General features: G+C 65.0%; 14 protein-coding genes. 5 read left to right on the plus strand and 9 right to left on the minus strand.

Going from position 1 to position 14,781, the window contains the following annotated elements; translation table 11 throughout:
• Positions 1–28: 28 nt before the first annotated feature.
• Positions 29–1,483 (minus strand): aldehyde dehydrogenase family protein, encoded by a 1,455-nt coding sequence (locus PKKP23_RS11865; protein WP_026121502.1) that lies wholly within the window; start codon positions 1,481–1,483, stop codon positions 29–31.
• A 38-nt stretch (positions 1,484–1,521) separates the two neighbouring features.
• On the minus strand, positions 1,522–2,865 hold the full coding sequence (locus PKKP23_RS11870; RefSeq protein ID WP_017775068.1) for an aspartate aminotransferase family protein: 1,344 nt from the start codon (positions 2,863–2,865) through the stop codon (positions 1,522–1,524).
• Positions 2,866–3,290: 425 nt separating this feature from the next.
• Between PKKP23_RS11870 and PKKP23_RS11875 the strand changes: the two genes are divergently transcribed.
• The 5 genes from PKKP23_RS11875 to PKKP23_RS11895 all read left to right on the plus strand — a co-directional run bounded on the left by PKKP23_RS11875 (position 3,291) and on the right by PKKP23_RS11895 (position 7,611).
• On the plus strand, positions 3,291–4,283 hold the full coding sequence (locus tag PKKP23_RS11875; protein ID WP_126877024.1) for a helix-turn-helix domain-containing protein: 993 nt from the start codon (positions 3,291–3,293) through the stop codon (positions 4,281–4,283).
• A 270-nt stretch (positions 4,284–4,553) separates the two neighbouring features.
• Positions 4,554–4,874, plus strand: a complete 321-nt coding sequence (locus tag PKKP23_RS11880) for a DUF4148 domain-containing protein (RefSeq protein ID WP_126877025.1) — start codon at positions 4,554–4,556, stop codon at positions 4,872–4,874.
• 291 nt (positions 4,875–5,165) lie between these two features.
• Entirely contained in the window at positions 5,166–6,209 is a 1,044-nt protein-coding gene (locus PKKP23_RS11885) for an alpha/beta fold hydrolase (RefSeq protein ID WP_126877026.1), read from the plus strand.
• A 14-nt stretch (positions 6,210–6,223) separates the two neighbouring features.
• Complete coding sequence (locus PKKP23_RS11890) at positions 6,224–6,748, plus strand: cytochrome P460 family protein (protein WP_126877027.1); 525 nt, start codon at positions 6,224–6,226, stop codon at positions 6,746–6,748.
• Between the two features lie 116 nt (positions 6,749–6,864).
• The gene (locus PKKP23_RS11895) at positions 6,865–7,611 is read left to right on the plus strand and encodes an alpha/beta fold hydrolase (protein ID WP_420873219.1); all 747 of its coding nucleotides are present in this window, start codon (positions 6,865–6,867) and stop codon (positions 7,609–7,611) included.
• A gap of 124 nt (positions 7,612–7,735) precedes the next feature.
• On the opposite strand, the gene PKKP23_RS11900 is transcribed toward PKKP23_RS11895, so the two are convergent.
• The 7 genes from PKKP23_RS11900 to PKKP23_RS11930 are packed head-to-tail and all read right to left on the minus strand — an operon-like array spanning position 7,736 to position 14,601.
• On the minus strand, positions 7,736–8,782 hold the full coding sequence (locus PKKP23_RS11900; protein WP_126877029.1) for an ABC transporter substrate-binding protein: 1,047 nt from the start codon (positions 8,780–8,782) through the stop codon (positions 7,736–7,738).
• Between the two features lie 12 nt (positions 8,783–8,794).
• A complete protein-coding gene (locus tag PKKP23_RS11905; RefSeq protein WP_126877030.1) occupies positions 8,795–9,931 on the minus strand; it encodes an NAD(P)/FAD-dependent oxidoreductase in 1,137 nt (378 codons plus the stop codon).
• Positions 9,924–11,354, minus strand: coding sequence for an FAD/NAD(P)-dependent oxidoreductase (locus PKKP23_RS11910; RefSeq protein ID WP_126877031.1), 1,431 nt, complete (start codon positions 11,352–11,354; stop codon positions 9,924–9,926). Before PKKP23_RS11910 ends, PKKP23_RS11905 begins: the two co-directional genes overlap by 8 nt.
• The gene (locus PKKP23_RS11915; protein ID WP_126877032.1) at positions 11,351–11,740 is read right to left on the minus strand and encodes a (2Fe-2S)-binding protein; all 390 of its coding nucleotides are present in this window, start codon (positions 11,738–11,740) and stop codon (positions 11,351–11,353) included. Before PKKP23_RS11915 ends, PKKP23_RS11910 begins: the two co-directional genes overlap by 4 nt.
• A gap of 50 nt (positions 11,741–11,790) precedes the next feature.
• Positions 11,791–12,585 (minus strand): ABC transporter permease, encoded by a 795-nt coding sequence (locus PKKP23_RS11920; RefSeq protein ID WP_017775078.1) that lies wholly within the window; start codon positions 12,583–12,585, stop codon positions 11,791–11,793.
• Positions 12,586–12,611: 26 nt separating this feature from the next.
• Complete coding sequence (locus PKKP23_RS11925) at positions 12,612–13,517, minus strand: ABC transporter permease (RefSeq protein ID WP_126877033.1); 906 nt, start codon at positions 13,515–13,517, stop codon at positions 12,612–12,614.
• On the minus strand, positions 13,510–14,601 hold the full coding sequence (locus PKKP23_RS11930; RefSeq protein ID WP_126877034.1) for an ABC transporter ATP-binding protein: 1,092 nt from the start codon (positions 14,599–14,601) through the stop codon (positions 13,510–13,512). The genes PKKP23_RS11925 and PKKP23_RS11930 overlap by 8 nt, the downstream gene beginning before the upstream one ends.
• Positions 14,602–14,781 lie beyond the last annotated feature (180 nt).

Raw genomic sequence — 14,781 nt, forward strand, 5'->3', positions numbered from 1 at the left:
GTCTCCTTTGTCGAGGGTGGCGAAAAGCTCAGGAGGGCAGCAGAACCGTGATCACTTTCTCTTCGGTGTAGGCGAGCGCGCCGGTGATGCCGCCTTCGCGGCCTATGCCGCTGCTTTTGAGGCCGCCCCACGGAAGATTCGCATCCAGCGGGCTCCAGCAGTTCACGCCGACCGCGCCCACCTTCACCTGATGCGCGACGCGGTGCGCGCGCGTGAGATCGTTGGTCCAGAGCGTGGCCGCGAGTCCGTAGTCCGAATCGTTGGCGATGGCCACGGCTTCTTCTTCGGTATCGAACGCGATGATCGTGCCGACCGGGCCGAAGATTTCCTCTCGCGCGATGGTCATGCCGTTGTTCGCGCCGGCGAAGACAGTCGGTTTCACGAACCATCCCTTCTCGGGCTGGGAGACGCCGCCCACGAGCAGCTCAGCCCCTTCGTCGAGGCCGGCCTGAATGTAGCGGTTCACGCGTTCGAATTGCTGCTGCTTCGCGAGCGGTCCCATCTGCACGCCGGGCTCGCGCGGGTCGCCCACCTTGATGGTGGCCGCGGCTTCGGCCATCGCTGCGGCGAAGCGCTGGACGAGGCTGCGCTGCACGAGAATGCGCGAGCCCGCGGCGCAGACTTGCCCCTGGTTCACGAAGATGCCGAGGGCGCAGCCGCGCACGGCTTCGTCGAACGGCGCGTCTTCGAATACGATCTGCGGACTCTTGCCGCCCAGCTCCAGCGTCACGCGTTTGAACTGCGCGCCGGCAATGCGCTGAATGGTGCGGCCGGCTTCGGGGCTGCCCGTGAAGCTGATCTTCGCGACGTCCGGGTGCTCGCATAGCGCCCGGCCCACTACGTCGCCGCGCCCCGTGACCACGTTCACGACGCCATCGGGAAAGCCGGCTTCCTTGCACAGCGCGGCGAGATGCAGCGCGGACTGCGGCGTTTCTTCTGCCGGCTTGATGACCACCGTGCAGCCCGCGGCGAGCAAGGCCGCAAGCTTCCAGGTGGTAATCATGAGCGGCGCGTTCCACGGCACGATGGCGCCCACCACGCCGACGGGCTCGCGCACGGTGTACGAAAGCGTCCTGTTTCCCATGTAGCCCGCGGTGGGAATGGTCCGGCCTTCCAGCTGGTTTGCCCAACCCGCCGCGGCACGCAGGTTGGCGACAGCGTTCGGCACGTCCATCATGCGCGGCTCGATGGGCGAGCGGCCAATCGCGTGGGCGTCCATGTCGGCGAGCAGCGTCGTGTCGCGTTCGACCAGATCGGCGAGCCGGATCAGCAGACGCGCGCGCTGTGCGCCGTCCAGCGTGCGCCATGCACCACCGGACAATTGCGCGCTGGCTGCGGCGACGGCGCGTTGCACGTCTTCGGCGGTGCCTTCTGCGGCGCTCGCGTATTCGAGTTCGTCAACCGGATTCAGGAGGCGCATGCGACCGCCGTCGGAGGCATCGGCCGGTGTGCCGTTAATGAAGTGCTTCAGGTTCTGGCTCATGCTCATGAATTCATTGGGCGTAGAGAACGTTGGCCGCTTTAGCGGACGAACGGCACTTCCTTGAAGGCGGCATCGAGCGCGGACACGATGCGGTCGATCTCGGGCCGCTGGATCACGAGCGGCGGCGACAGGATGATCTTCGTGCCCACCGGACGCACGATCGCGCCGTTGCGGCGCGCCACTTCCGCGACGTTGTAGGCGTAGCCCGACATCGGGCTGATGGGCTCGTGCGTGGCCTTGTCGTTGACGAGGTCGATGGCGAGCATGAGACCTTTGCCGCGCACTTCGCCAATGGCTTCGAAGCGATCGGCGAACGGCTGCAATGCTTCGAGCAGATAGGCGCCCTGCTTGCCGGCGTTGCCGGGCAGATCTTCGCCCACCACGATGTCGAGGCTTGCGAGTGCGGCGGCGCAACCCACGGGATGGCCCGCGTACGTGTAGCCGTGCATGAGTTGCCCGGAGAAGTCCTGGTTGGTTTCGAAGGCCTGCGCCACGCGGTCGTTGAATACCGTGGCGCCCAGCGGCACGTATCCGGAAGACAGACCCTTGGCGAAGCACATGAAGTCCGGCTTGACGCCCCAGCCGCGCACGCCAAAGAGACTGCCGGAACGTCCGAATCCCGTGACCACTTCATCGGCGATCAGCAGGACGCCGTACTTGTCGCATACGGCGCGCACTTTGGGCCAGAAGCTTGCGGGCGGCACGATCACGCCGCCCGCGCCCTGAACCGGCTCGGCGATGAAGGCGGCGACGGTGTCCGGGCCCTGGAACTGGATCTCGCGGTCCAGCAGATCTGCACACAACGTCGACAGTTCTTCCGGGTCGCTCGTGAACGGATTGCGATACACCCAGGGGTTCTGCACCTGGAAGCAGCCGGGGATGAGCGGCTCGTAGTTGCGGCGGAAAACGGCGTTGCCATTGACCGATGCGCTCAGGAAGTGACTGCCGTGGTAGCCCTCTTTGAGCGAGATGAATTTCGTGCGGTCTTTCTGACCCAGGATTTTCCAGTACTGGCGCGCCAGCTTCAGCGCGGTTTCGGTGGAGTCCGAACCGTTGGAGCTGAACACCACGCGCTTCATTTCTTCGGGCGCGAGCACTTCCATCAGACGTGCGGAAAGCGCTTCGGCGGGCGGGTTCGACACGCCGTCGAACAGCTGGAAATACTCGAGCTGATCGAGCTGCTTCACGATGGCCGCCTTGACCTCGGGGCGGTTGTGCCCCACGTTGACGTTCCACAGTCCGCCCACGCCGTCGACGAAGCGGTTGCCGGATTCGTCGAAGACGTAGCAGCCGTCGCCGCGAACAATGCGCAGAGGCTTGCGTTCCTTCATCGCAGCGGGGTGCATCATGGGGTGCCAGAAGCGGGCGTTTTCGTAAGTCATCGTGTCTCCGTGCAGTGCATTGAAGCGCCACGAGGCGCAACGGGTGTGCTCGAGCGGGCGTGAGGCGGGTGCTATGCCCGACGCTCGCCGTGTGAACGAAGTTTCATTGCGAACACCGGCACGGCGGTATCCCAAATGAGCAAGTTCGAAAGTCGCTTCGTGTGTCGAGGTGCTTCAACGGCTGCGAAGTGAAGTGCCGTTGTCACCGCGCTGGTGCCTGTGCACTCTTTTGCGCCAAGGTGGCCCTGCGTGCACGCGCGCAAGGCGTGCAGCGCGACGGGTTATCCCTGGTAGAACGTCGCGAATGCAGGTGGGCACAATCACGGCATCCCCGATGTTGGCTGGCACGGTCTGTGCATCGACGTTTAGGAATGCGTCGGAGTGATTCTTTGGGAACCCGTTCATACAACAGGTAATTCAACGTCATGAATCAAAGCATCAACCGATTCCAGGACGTGCATATGCATGCCTGTGCCGTGCGGGACTGGAATCAGACTTATAGCCAGATATCGGCGGGGCCGCTGGAAAGCTCGTTGATGCAACTGAAAAGCACGCGCACTCATGTGTTTCGCGAGCGGATCAGCCAGCGTGTCGTGCAGCACGGTGAAGCGCCGAAGGGCAAGATGTGTTTCGCGATTCCTACAGCCGTGTCGGGCGCAATCCGCATGCAGGGCCGCGAGGCTGACGAGAACAGCATCTTCGTGCTGCGTGGCGGTGAAGAATTCATGTTCCATATGCCGATGGGTATGGACATGCTCTCCATCACGTTCGACGGCGAGCTGTTCGAAAGCGCGCTGGAAGCTACGCCTTCGCCGGGCGACATCCGCACGCTGTTACGGCAGCCTGTCATCAAGGTGCCGTCAAAACGGCTCGCACAATGCCGTGACCAACTGCTGGCGCTCTTTTTGAGCGCGCTCGCGATGGACCCATTGGAGTCATCGGGCGCATCAGGCGCATCTGGCGCAGCGGGTTCATCGAACGACGGGCCGGACCTCGAACGAAGTCTCGAGCAGGAGATGCTCGACGGTCTGCTCCAACTGTTGACGGACCCGACATGTGACCGCAACCAGCGCCCGGGGAGTTCGACGCAAAGCTTCATCGTGGACAAGTGCCATCGGTTGACCGTATCGGACGCCGCGAACGCACCGAGCGTGATCGAACTGTGTCAGCGGTTGCAGATCAGCAGGCGCACCGTGCAGAACAGTTTTCGCACCGTGGCGGAAACGACGCCGGTGAAGTATCTGCGCTCTGTGCGGCTCAACGGCGTGCGCCGCGAGTTGATGGCAACGCGCGCCAGTGACCTCGCCATTGGCGACGCCGCCGCCAACTGGGGTTTCTTCCACATGAGCCATTTCGCCGCCGACTATCAGGAACTGTTCGGCGAACTGCCTTCGCAGACGAGGCGGATCGGCCGCTAGTCCTAGCCGTTTGTCTGCCGCGCGCCAGGCCGCGCAACCCTTTCCTCACATCCCGATGCACGGCGCCGCTTTGTATCGTTGTGTATCCGCGGCAAAAAAAGACAAGAACGCATACATAAACGCCGCTTCGCGGAAACAAGCCGGATACGTCGAGCGATTCAAATACACCCATGCCAGTTGGCGATGCCGCGAAGCGGACCTCACGCCAACCGGATACCGGGCGCCACGCGGGTGTGGCGTGAATCAACTCGATACTCACAGGTGAAAACCATGAAGCTCGTCCAGTCGCTGATCGTTGCCGCTGTTGTCGCCGTTCCCGCCGTTTCGTTTGCTCAATCCAGCCAGCCGCTCACGCGTGCGCAGGTTCGGGCGGAACTCGTTCAACTCGAGAAGGCCGGCTACAACCCGGCGGGTGACTACACCCAGTACCCCGCGAACATCCAGGCCGCCGAAGCGCGCGTGAGTGCCCAGAACCGCGACGCGGCCTCGGCTTATGGTCCCGTTATCACCGGTTCCCCGTCGTCGGGCTCGCGTGCGACCTCTGCGCAAGACACGATTCCGGGACTCGAGCCGATCTACGCGCACTCCTGAATCGTGCGTGTCGGGTTCAGAGCGATGCGGTCCATGGCGTGAGGGATGCCCGATCGCCGGACAACATGCCTAAGTACGGTCCGGTGTTCGAGGCGAGCGCTCTAATACCAAGGTATAGGTGCCTCATGACAAGGCGTGCGCCGCTTCTCCCCTCGATGAATATCGCGCATTAGACCTTCTCCTTAAGCTTCGACCATCAACGGCGATCGCGTTTGAGAAGAACGCAGATCGGCAGACCTGCCGCGGCTTGCGGCACGACGAACTAACTCATCTTTTTTTGGGGATACGACTATGTCTGATCAGATCGACGCGCGGCGTCGCCGCGTATTGGGTACCACCATCGCCGGCCTTGCCGTGCTGGGTTCGGGACTGAGCGAAATGGCGCGCGCCCAATCGGCCCCGGCCGCGGCGGGTTTGACGCCCGCCGGAGGGGGCGCGCTATTCGGCACGCTGCGCCAGGTGGATGCCAACCGGCTCAGCATCGGATACGTGGAGGCAGGGCCGGCGAACGGTCCGGTCGTCATCCTGCTGCATGGATGGCCCTACGATGTTTTCAGCTTTGCCGAAGTGACACCCATACTCGTGTCGGCGGGTTATCGCGTGCTCGTGCCGTACCTTCGCGGCTACGGGCCGACGCGATTCCTGTCGGCAGATACGCCGCGCAACGGTCAGCAAGCCGTCGTCGCGGTCGACGTCATCGCGTTCATGGACGCCTTGAAAATCAGGCAAGCGGTGATTGGCGGGTTCGACTGGGGCGGCCGTACCGCCGACATCGTTGCGGCGCTTTGGCCCGAGCGGTGCAAGGCGCTGGTTTCCGTGAGCGGCTATCTGATCGGCAGCCAGGAGGCAAACAGGAAGCCGCTGCCGCCGCAGGCCGAACTGGCCTGGTGGTATCAGTTCTATTTCGCGACCGACCGCGGCGAAGCAGGCTATGCAGCCAACCGCTTCGAATTCAACAAGCTGATCTGGCGCCTTGCCTCGCCGCAATGGCATTTCGACGACGCAACGTACGCGCGCTCGGCCGAGTCGTTCAACAACCCCGACCACGTCGCCATCGTCATCCACAACTATCGCTGGCGTCTGGGTCTCGCGCAGGGCGAATCGCAATACGACGAACTCGAGAAAAAGCTCGCTACGTCGCCCGATATATCGGTGCCCACCATCACGATGGAAGGTGACGCCAATGGCGCACCGCATCCGCAGCCTTCGGCGTACGCGAAGAAGTTCACGGGCAAGTACCAGCATCGAAACATCAGCGGCGGCATTGGGCACAACTTGCCGCAGGAAGCGCCCCAGGCATTCGCCGACGCGATTCTCCAGGTCCAGCATCTGTAATGCGGGAGCGCAGGATGAAATCGAAATGGCGCAGCATCGGCGCGTTGCTGGCGGGCGGCCTGCTCGGGCTCACGGCATTGACGAGTGATGGCGCGACTGCTGACGACGCGCAAACGACAGCGGCCGCGTCGCCCATTTACGGCGTGACGATTCCAAAGGGCTATCGCGAATGGCAGATGATCGCGCCCGCCGCGGAAGCGGCACCGCTCGATGAGTTGCGCGTGGTGCTCGGCAACGACACAGCGATCAAGGCCATCAGGAATGCCACCTTGCCGTTTCCGGACGGGACGATTCTGGTCAAGCTCGCTTACCGGAAAAAGCAGTCCGATGCGTTCGCGCCCGCCACGGTGCCGGGCCAGCCCACGACGGTGCAGGTCATGGTGAAAGACGCGAAGCGCTACGCGTCCACCGGCGGATGGGGGTTCGGGCGTTTCATCAACGGCGTGCCGGTCGATCAAGCCCAGCATGAGACGTGCTTCGCGTGTCATGCCGCACGCGTGAAGAACCGCGATTACGTGTTCACGCGTTTTGCGCCGTGATGGCCGGACAGGGCACGACCTGGCGAGATAACCGTTGTAGCGCGCCCACCCGTTTTTCCAACCTGAAACGAGAGATGAAAATGATGTCCAAACTTTTTGGCGGCTTTCTAAAGTCCATGCTGATCATTGGCGCCGTTGCCACGGGAACGATGGCGCACGCCGAAGGCACGAAGGACTTGAGCAACACCACGGTGGTGCTGACGCACGGCGCGTTTGCCGACGGTTCGAGCTGGAGCCGCGTGATTCCTGTCCTCGAGGCAAAGGGGCTGCACGTGGTGGCCGTGCAGAATCCATTGAGTTCTTTGAACGACGACGTCGCGGCAACGAAACGTGTCGTGGATGAGCAGCCGGGCCGGGTCGTTCTCGTGGGGCATTCGTGGGCCGGCGTGGTCATCAGCGAGGCCGGCAACGACGACAAGGTCAAGGCGCTCGTCTACGTTTCGGCCTTTGCGCCGGACGCCAATCAATCGATTGCCGATATCACGAAGGACTTGCCCGCGCCGCCCTGGTCGAAAGAGCTGCACAAGGATTCCGCAGGCTATCTGACGCTCTCGGACAAGGCGATCCGCCAGTTCTTCGCGCCGGACCTGCCGCTTGCCGGGCAGCGCATCGTGGCCGCCACGCAGGGGCCCTGGTACGCGGGCTGCCTCGACGAGAAGGTCACGCATCCGGCCTGGCGCGACCGGCCGTCCTACTTCGTGGTGAGCACCGAAGACCAGATGATTGCTCCCGCACTGCAGGAGCGCATGGCGAAGGCCATTGGCGCTACCGTCACGCGTGTGCATGGCAGCCATGTTTCGCTCGTGAGCCATCCGCAAGCCGTTGCAAACGCGATTATCGAAGCAGCCGAACGTGCGCAATAGCAGGTGAAGTCACACGCGCGACAGGAGCTTACGGCCTTGATGCGCGTGGCGAGTTGCGAGCCCCACGCGCAACTCGCCACGCGCGCTTTGACGGCAGTGGGGCTGACCGGCCCGCCGTCGCTGTTTACTGCTCGATTTGCCGGTTCCAGCGCGAATCCCACTGCGCGCGGTGCGCGTTGATCACGTCCCAGTCCACCACCGTCACCTTCTTCACGAGCTGGTCCAGGTCGCCGAGGCTCCTTTGCATGTCGGGCGGCATGGTGGCGTTGCGGTTGGTGGGGATCTGCTTGCCGGCCAGCGCGGCTTTGCTTTGCGCGGGCGCGGAAAGCAGGAACTGCGCGAGCTTCTGGGCAAGCTGCGGGTCAGGGTTGTTCTTCACGACGCACAGATCCACGAGCAGCAGCACCGCGCCTTCCTTCGGGTTCACGTAGGCCACGGGCAAGCCCTTGTCCTTCAGGTCGCCCACGGCGGTAGGCGTGAGCGGAAAGAGTCCTGCTTCGCCGGTCTGAATCATCTCCGAGAGCTTCGCCGAGTTCGGAATGTATTCGACAACGTTCGGCCCTACCGTGCTCGACCACTTCGTGAAGGCCGGCTCCACGTTGCTTTCGCTGCCGCCCATCAGGCGATTGATGGCGAGAAAGCCATGCAGCCCGAACGTGCTGCTCGAAGCCGACTGGAACACCACTTTGCCCTTGTATTTCGGGTTCGCGAAGTCGAGCCACGAAGTGGGCGGCGCCCAGCCCTTGTCGGCGAACACTTTGGTGTTGTAGCCAATGCCGGTCATGCCGAGCTGCACGCCCGCGCCCATGTCGCCCTTCATGCGCGCGAAGGGATAAAGCTCCTTGAGCACGGGCGAATCGTCCAGCTTCTCGCACACGCCCATGCTGACCGCGCGCGCCATCACGCCGTCGTCGAGGAAGGCCACGTGAATCTGCGGGCTGTTGCGGTTGGCGAGCAGCTTGGCGAGCACATCCGACGACGTGCCCGGCACGACCACCACCTTGACGTTGTTGGCCTTCTCGAAGTCGGGCAGCACCTGGCTCGTATAGGCCTTCTCCATCGGACCGCCGTTCATGCCGATGTAGATCGTTTTCGTCTGCGCCGAGGCGACGGTGGAACAGCCGAGCGCAACGAGGGCGGCCAGCGAGGCGAGCGTGCGTGTGAATTTCATCGTGTGAACTCCTTATTTGACGGGGAGAGCGGCATGAACAGAAGACTGCGTGAAGCGGCCGATGGCGAATGCTTCGATGGGCGTGCTCGTCGCGCCTTCGGTGACGAGTTCGGCCAGCACCTCGCCCACGCCCGGCGCGAGCAGGAAGCCGCCGCCCGAAAAGCCGAAGGCGTGCAACAGGCGCGGCGTGGTGTGGCTGGGTCCGATGATGGGGTTGCTGTCCGGCGTTTCGCCTTCCACGCCGCTCCACGTGCGGATGAGGAGCGCATTGCGCAGCCCCGGCAGCAGCGCGCACGCGTCGCGCATGACGGCGCGCGTGGTGTCGGTGGAGGGCTGGGCGTATTCGCCGTCGCCGTGTCCGCGCCCGCCGCCGATCACGCAGTTGCCGCGCTCCACCTGGCGCGCGTAGACGCCGCCGCCGTAGACGCCGAGGTTGTGCCGGATGAAACGCGGCAGCGGCTCGGTCACCCACATGTTCGGATAGATGGGCTTCATGGGCACGGTCTCGCCGAAACTGCCCGCCACCGTATTGGCCCAGGCGCCCGCGCAGTTGATGAGCCAGTCGGCGCTGACGCGTGCGTCGCCCGCTCGCATCTGGAAGCGGCGTCCGTCGAAGCCGAGGTCGGTTAGCGCCGTGTGCTCCTGCACGTGCGCTCCCGCGCGGCGCGCCGCCGCCGCGAAGCCCGGTGAAACGAGCCGCGGATTCGCGTGGCCGTCGCTTGCGCAGAGCGAGCCGCCAATGGCGGCGCGGCCGAGCCATGGGTAACGGCGGCGAAACGCGTCGCCATGCATGACCTGCGACTCCACGCCGTATTCGCGCGCCATCGCGGCCCACGCGTGAAGCGCGTCGAGGTCGCTGTCGCGCCGCGCGAGACGCAGGTGCCCCGACACGACGAATTCCCCGTCTATGCCGATCAGCTCCGGCAAGCGGTTCCACACGCGCCGCGCGCGCACCGCGAGCGGCAACTGCTCGGCGGTGCGGCCCTGGGTGCGCACGCCGCCGTAGTTCACGCCGCTTGCCTGCGCGCCGCAAAAGCGGCGCTCGAAGAGCCCGACGCTCACGCCCTTGCGTGCCAGCGCGAGCGCAGCCGATGTGCCCACGAGCCCGCCGCCCGCAATCACGACCTGGAAGTGGCGCGTGTCACTCATCGTGTGCTTCCTCTGCCACGACCTGGACGCCGTCTTCGAACAGCATCGGCGAAATCGGAATGGGTTTGATGGGCGCCTGGCTGCGCAGGCGGCCCACTTCATGCAATGGTTTGCCCGTTTCCGCGGCGAGGAGCGCCATGGCCGATTCGCCGCACATGCGCCCCTGGCAGCGCCCCATGCCGATGCGCGTGAGCGCCTTCAGGCGATTCACTTCGGTGGTCGCGCCGCTGCGAATGCAGCTACGCAACGTGCCGGCCGTCACTTCCTCGCAGCGGCAGATGGTCAGGTCGTCGGGCCAGTTCGCGGCGCAGTGGCTGGGCGGCGCGAACGCGTGTTCGATGCCGGCGCGAAAGCGCGAGATACGCGCGAGGCGCTTTTCCAGCGCCGCAGCAGTGGACCATGGCGCGCCCTGCGGCGCGGCCATGCCGAGGTCTTCGAGCACGGCGAGCGCGGCGCGGCGGCCGCCGAGTTCGGCGGCATCGGCGCCTGCAATGCCCGCACCGTCGCCGGCCAGGTAGACGCCTTTGACGGAACTGCGTCCGGCGACGTCGCGCTCGGGCAGCCAGCAGCGGTTGAGCGAGTCGAACACGAAGCGGCAGCCCGCGAGATCGGCAAGCTGCGTTTCGGGACGCAAGCCGTAGCCGAGGCCCACGGCGTCGCACGCGATTGCATGCGCTGTGCCGTCCGCGGTGCGCCAACGGAGGGATTGCGCGGCGTGCTCGCCGTCGATCGCATCGAGCGATACGCCGTGTTCGACGCGTATTCCGTGTGCCTTGAGCCAGCCCAGGTAATACAGGCCTTTCGCAAACGTGCCGGGTTGGCAGAGCAGCTTCGGCGCGGCGGCAACCTCACGTGCGAACGGGCTCGTATCGAGCACCGCAGCCACCTGCGCACCCGCTTTCGCGTACTGGTAAGCGACGAGATAGAGCAGCGGCCCGGTGCCAGCGAACACGGTGCGCCGCCCGATCGCGCAGCCCTGCGATTTCAGCGCCACCTGCGCGCCGCCGAGCGTGTAGACACCGGGCAGGGTCCAGCCCGGCACGGGCACGATGCGATCGGTCGCGCCGCTCGCGATGATCAGATGCGACCACGGCACGCTCGCTTCCCGGCCCTCGCGCAAGGTGTCGAGCCGCCCAGGCTCGCATGACCAGGCGAGCGTGTCGGGCCGATAGTCGATCTTCTGCAGCAGGTCGGCCATGGCGCGATGGAGCGCGTCGGCCTTCTTTGCTTCGAAGCCGTAGAGCGCGGATTTCGGGCGCGAGAAGCCTGCGTTCGCCGCGGGCTGGCGATAGATCTGCCCGCCCCAGCGGGCGTTTTCGTCGATCACGACGGGACGCAGCCCCGCGGCCGCGAGCGTTTGCGCGGCGCGCACGCCCGCGGGCCCCGCGCCGACAATCACGATGCGCGCCGAGGCCGTGCTCATTGCGCCTCCGCTTTGTTTGATGCGTCGGTAGTTGCGTCGTTTGCCGCTTCGTTGTCCACGTCGCTGTGCGCGTCGTTGTGCACGTCGTTGCGCGTCAGCACACGCATGCCTTCACGCAGCGGTGTCGAGCACGCGCGCAGCCGCGTGCCGTCTTCGCTGCGCACCCAGCAGTCCTGGCAGGCGCCGATCAGGCAGAAACCCGCACGCGGCGCGTCGCTGAATTCGCTGCGGCGCACGTGCCGCTGCTGCGTGAGGATCGCGGTGAGCAGCGTGTCGCCCGCAAGCGCCTGCACTGGCACGCCGTCGAGAAAAAAAGTGACGCTCGCGCGCGCCGTTTCGGCGACGCGAACGAACTGCGGTAAGTGAAGCGGCGTGACGATGCTCATGAGAAGTCGGCGTGTAGCAGCGCGTAGGCGAAGGAGAAACCGGGCGGCGTTCAGTGCTGCCCGATCAGGATGCGGTTGAGCCCGTAGACGCGGTCGAGCAGCAGCATCGCGCCCGCCGTGATGCCGATCACGAGCGCGGAAACGGAGGCCATCATCGGGTCGATGGATTCCGTCGCGTACATGTACATGCGCACGGGCAGCGTGACGGTTTGCGGCGACGTCACGAAGATCGACATCGTTAGTTCGTCGAAGCTGTTGATGAACGCGAGCAGCCAGCCGCCGGTGATGCCGGGCACGATCATGGGCAACGTGATGCGGCGAAACGTGGTCCAGGCGTTCGCGCCGAGCGAGGAGGCCGCATGTTCGATGCTGCGGTCGAGGCCGCTCACCGACGCCAGCACGAGCCGCATCACGAACGGTGTGATGACGATCATGTGCGCGAGAATCAGCCACGCGAACGAACCCGTTGCGCCAATCAACGCGAAGAAGCGCAGCAGGGCGATACCGAGCACGAGCCCAGGAATCACGAGCGGCGAAAGCAGCAGCGCGTTCAGGAAGCTGCGCCCCGGAAAACGCGCACGGCCGATGGCGAGCCCCGCAGGCAGCGCGATGACGAGCGAAAGCGTGGCCGACGCGAAGGCGAGCTTGATGCTGTTGAAGAACGCGGTAATGAAGTCGGGGTAGTCGAGAATGGCGCGGAACCAGCGCAGCGAGAGCCCATGCGTGGGCAGCGTCAGCGTTTCGTCGGGCGTGAAGGCCACCAGCACCACGATGACGAGCGGCGCCAGCACGAACAGAATGACGAGGCTGTGGAACGTAAGGGCGAGCGGTCCGTTTTTGCGCATGATGTGTGTCCTGGCAACGCGCGGCCTCAGCCCATGCTGCGGGCGTAGCGGCGTTCGAGCACGCGGTAGTAGGTGAGCATGACCACGAGATTGGCGACCAGCAGCAGCACCGCGATCGTCGCGCCGAGCGGCCAGTTCATCGAACTCAGAAACTGGTCGTAGACGGCGGTGGCCGCCACCTTGAGTCGACGGCCGCCCAGCAGGCCCGGAATCGCGAACGCGCTGGCGGAGAGCCCGAACACCATGAGGCTGCCCGAGAGAATGCCCGGCATCAGTTGCGGCAACACGATGCGGCGCAGCGTCGTGGCGGGGGAGGCCATCAGCGAGAGCGCGGCGTTTTCCGTTTGCGGGTCGAGCCGCTGCAGCGCGGTCCAAACCGGAATCACCATGAACGGCAGCATGACGTGCACGAGCGCGATGACGATGGCGAAGGTCGTGTATTCGAGCTTGAACGGCCCCGCGCCGAAGAGCCCGAAGAACTGGTTCACGATGCCGTTCGTGTTGAGCAGCATGCTCCAGCCGAACGCGCGCACCACCACGGAAACGAGCAGCGGCGCGAGGATCACGAGCAGGAAGACCGAGCGCCACGGGTCGCGCATGCGCGAGAGGATGTAGGCCTCGGGCGTGCCGATCACGACGCACAGCAGCGTGGTGAGCGCCGCGATGCCGAAGGTGCGCAGAAAGATCGTGTGGAAGTACGACGAGCCGAGCACTTCCCCGTAGTTGTGCAGATAGAACGCGGCAATCGGGCCGACGGACGGATCGAAGCGGTAGAACGTGAGCGCGAACGTCATGGCGAGCGGCACGAGCACGAGCGCGGCGAACAGCAGCAGCGCGGGCGCGCTCATGAGCCAGAGCGGCAGGAACGCGTGCCAGCCGGCGCGCACGGTGGCGCGCGGTGCGCCTTGTGAAGCCGGGAGCGTGCTAGACACGGGCGCTCTCCTGCTGGATGAAGCGGATAGCGTCGCTGTGCCAGTCGATGCCCACCTGGTCGCCTTCGGCGAGCGGCTCCTTGCCTTCGTTCTGGCAGCACACGAGCATTTCGCCCGCGCGGCTGTCGAGCCGGTAGAGCCATTGGCTGCCGAGGAAGAAGCGGCTCGTCACGCGGCCCGCAAGACGGCCCGAGCCCGTTGCGCACAGCCGCAGCTTTTCGGGGCGGATGCAGAGCGTGATGGCGTCGCCTACGCCCACGGCACGGCCGCGCTCGGGCAACTGCGCCGTCGATCCCGTTTCCGCCAGATCGTTGCCGAGGTCCACGCGTATCGTGTCGCCTTCGCGCGCCACCACGCGCCCCGCCAGCATGTTGGCCTTGCCGATGAACTGCGAGACGAAGTCGTTCTCGGGGCGTTCATAGGCGCGATAGGGCGTATCCACCTGGGTGATGCGGCCGTTCTCCATCACCACCACGCGGTCGCTGATCGAAAGCGCTTCGGACTGGTCGTGCGTGACCATCAGCGTGGTTGTGCCGATCTTGCGCTGGATGGCGCGCAGCTCGAACTGCATGTCTTCGCGCAGCTTGGCGTCGAGGTTCGACATCGGTTCGTCCAGCAGCAGCACGGGCGGCGCGATCACGATGGCGCGCGCAATCGCCACGCGCTGGCGCTGGCCGCCCGAAAGCTCGCGCGGAAAGCGGTGCGCGTACGCGTCGAGCCGCACGAGCGAGAGCGCCTCGCGAATGCGTTCCTTGCGCTCGGCCTTGGCCACGCCGCGCATCTCGAGGCCGAAGCTCACGTTCTCGGCCACGCTCATGTGCGGAAAGAGCGCGTAGCTCTGGAACACGATGCCGAGGCCGCGCCTGTTCGGCGGCGTGTGCGTGATGTCGCGGCCGTCCAGCGTGATGCGCCCGCGCGTGGCTTCCACGAAGCCGGCAATCATCTGCAGCGTGGTGGTCTTGCCGCAGCCCGAGGGGCCGAGCAGCGAGACGAACTCGCCTTGTTCCACCGCGAGGTTGATGCCGGTGACCGCGTGCAGGTCGCCGAACGATTTCGAAACATCGGTCAGGGTGAGGAACGACATGGTCTCGCCTTCCAGTGCAGTGAATGCATGGGTGCGCTCGCACCCGCTGAACCAGTTTGCATTGCGTTGGGGCGACTGTAGCCAGCCAAATTTCCCGCCGTCAATTTTGAATTCCATTCGGCGAGAGGAATTTGGCATATATTCCATTCAACGGAACAGACAATGCTGACTCGCGAGTTG

Source organism: Paraburkholderia kururiensis JCM 10599 = LMG 19447 (genome assembly GCF_003986935.1).
GTDB lineage: Bacteria > Pseudomonadota > Gammaproteobacteria > Burkholderiales > Burkholderiaceae > Paraburkholderia > Paraburkholderia kururiensis.

Coding starts and splice junctions, on each gene's coding strand:
- PKKP23_RS11885 (WP_126877026.1), top strand. CDS start 5,166: ATGTCTGATCAGATCGACGCGCGGCGTCGCCGCGTATTGGGTACCACC.
- PKKP23_RS11895 (WP_420873219.1), top strand. CDS start 6,865: ATGCTGATCATTGGCGCCGTTGCCACGGGAACGATGGCGCACGCCGAA.
- PKKP23_RS11910 (WP_126877031.1), bottom strand. CDS start 11,354: ATGAGCACGGCCTCGGCGCGCATCGTGATTGTCGGCGCGGGGCCCGCG.
- PKKP23_RS11875 (WP_126877024.1), top strand. CDS start 3,291: ATGAATCAAAGCATCAACCGATTCCAGGACGTGCATATGCATGCCTGT.
- PKKP23_RS11900 (WP_126877029.1), bottom strand. CDS start 8,782: ATGAAATTCACACGCACGCTCGCCTCGCTGGCCGCCCTCGTTGCGCTC.
- PKKP23_RS11920 (WP_017775078.1), bottom strand. CDS start 12,585: ATGCGCAAAAACGGACCGCTCGCCCTTACGTTCCACAGCCTCGTCATT.
- PKKP23_RS11915 (WP_126877032.1), bottom strand. CDS start 11,740: ATGAGCATCGTCACGCCGCTTCACTTACCGCAGTTCGTTCGCGTCGCC.
- PKKP23_RS11870 (WP_017775068.1), bottom strand. CDS start 2,865: ATGACTTACGAAAACGCCCGCTTCTGGCACCCCATGATGCACCCCGCT.
- PKKP23_RS11930 (WP_126877034.1), bottom strand. CDS start 14,601: ATGTCGTTCCTCACCCTGACCGATGTTTCGAAATCGTTCGGCGACCTG.
- PKKP23_RS11890 (WP_126877027.1), top strand. CDS start 6,224: ATGAAATCGAAATGGCGCAGCATCGGCGCGTTGCTGGCGGGCGGCCTG.
- PKKP23_RS11880 (WP_126877025.1), top strand. CDS start 4,554: ATGAAGCTCGTCCAGTCGCTGATCGTTGCCGCTGTTGTCGCCGTTCCC.
- PKKP23_RS11905 (WP_126877030.1), bottom strand. CDS start 9,931: ATGAGTGACACGCGCCACTTCCAGGTCGTGATTGCGGGCGGCGGGCTC.
- PKKP23_RS11865 (WP_026121502.1), bottom strand. CDS start 1,483: ATGAGCCAGAACCTGAAGCACTTCATTAACGGCACACCGGCCGATGCC.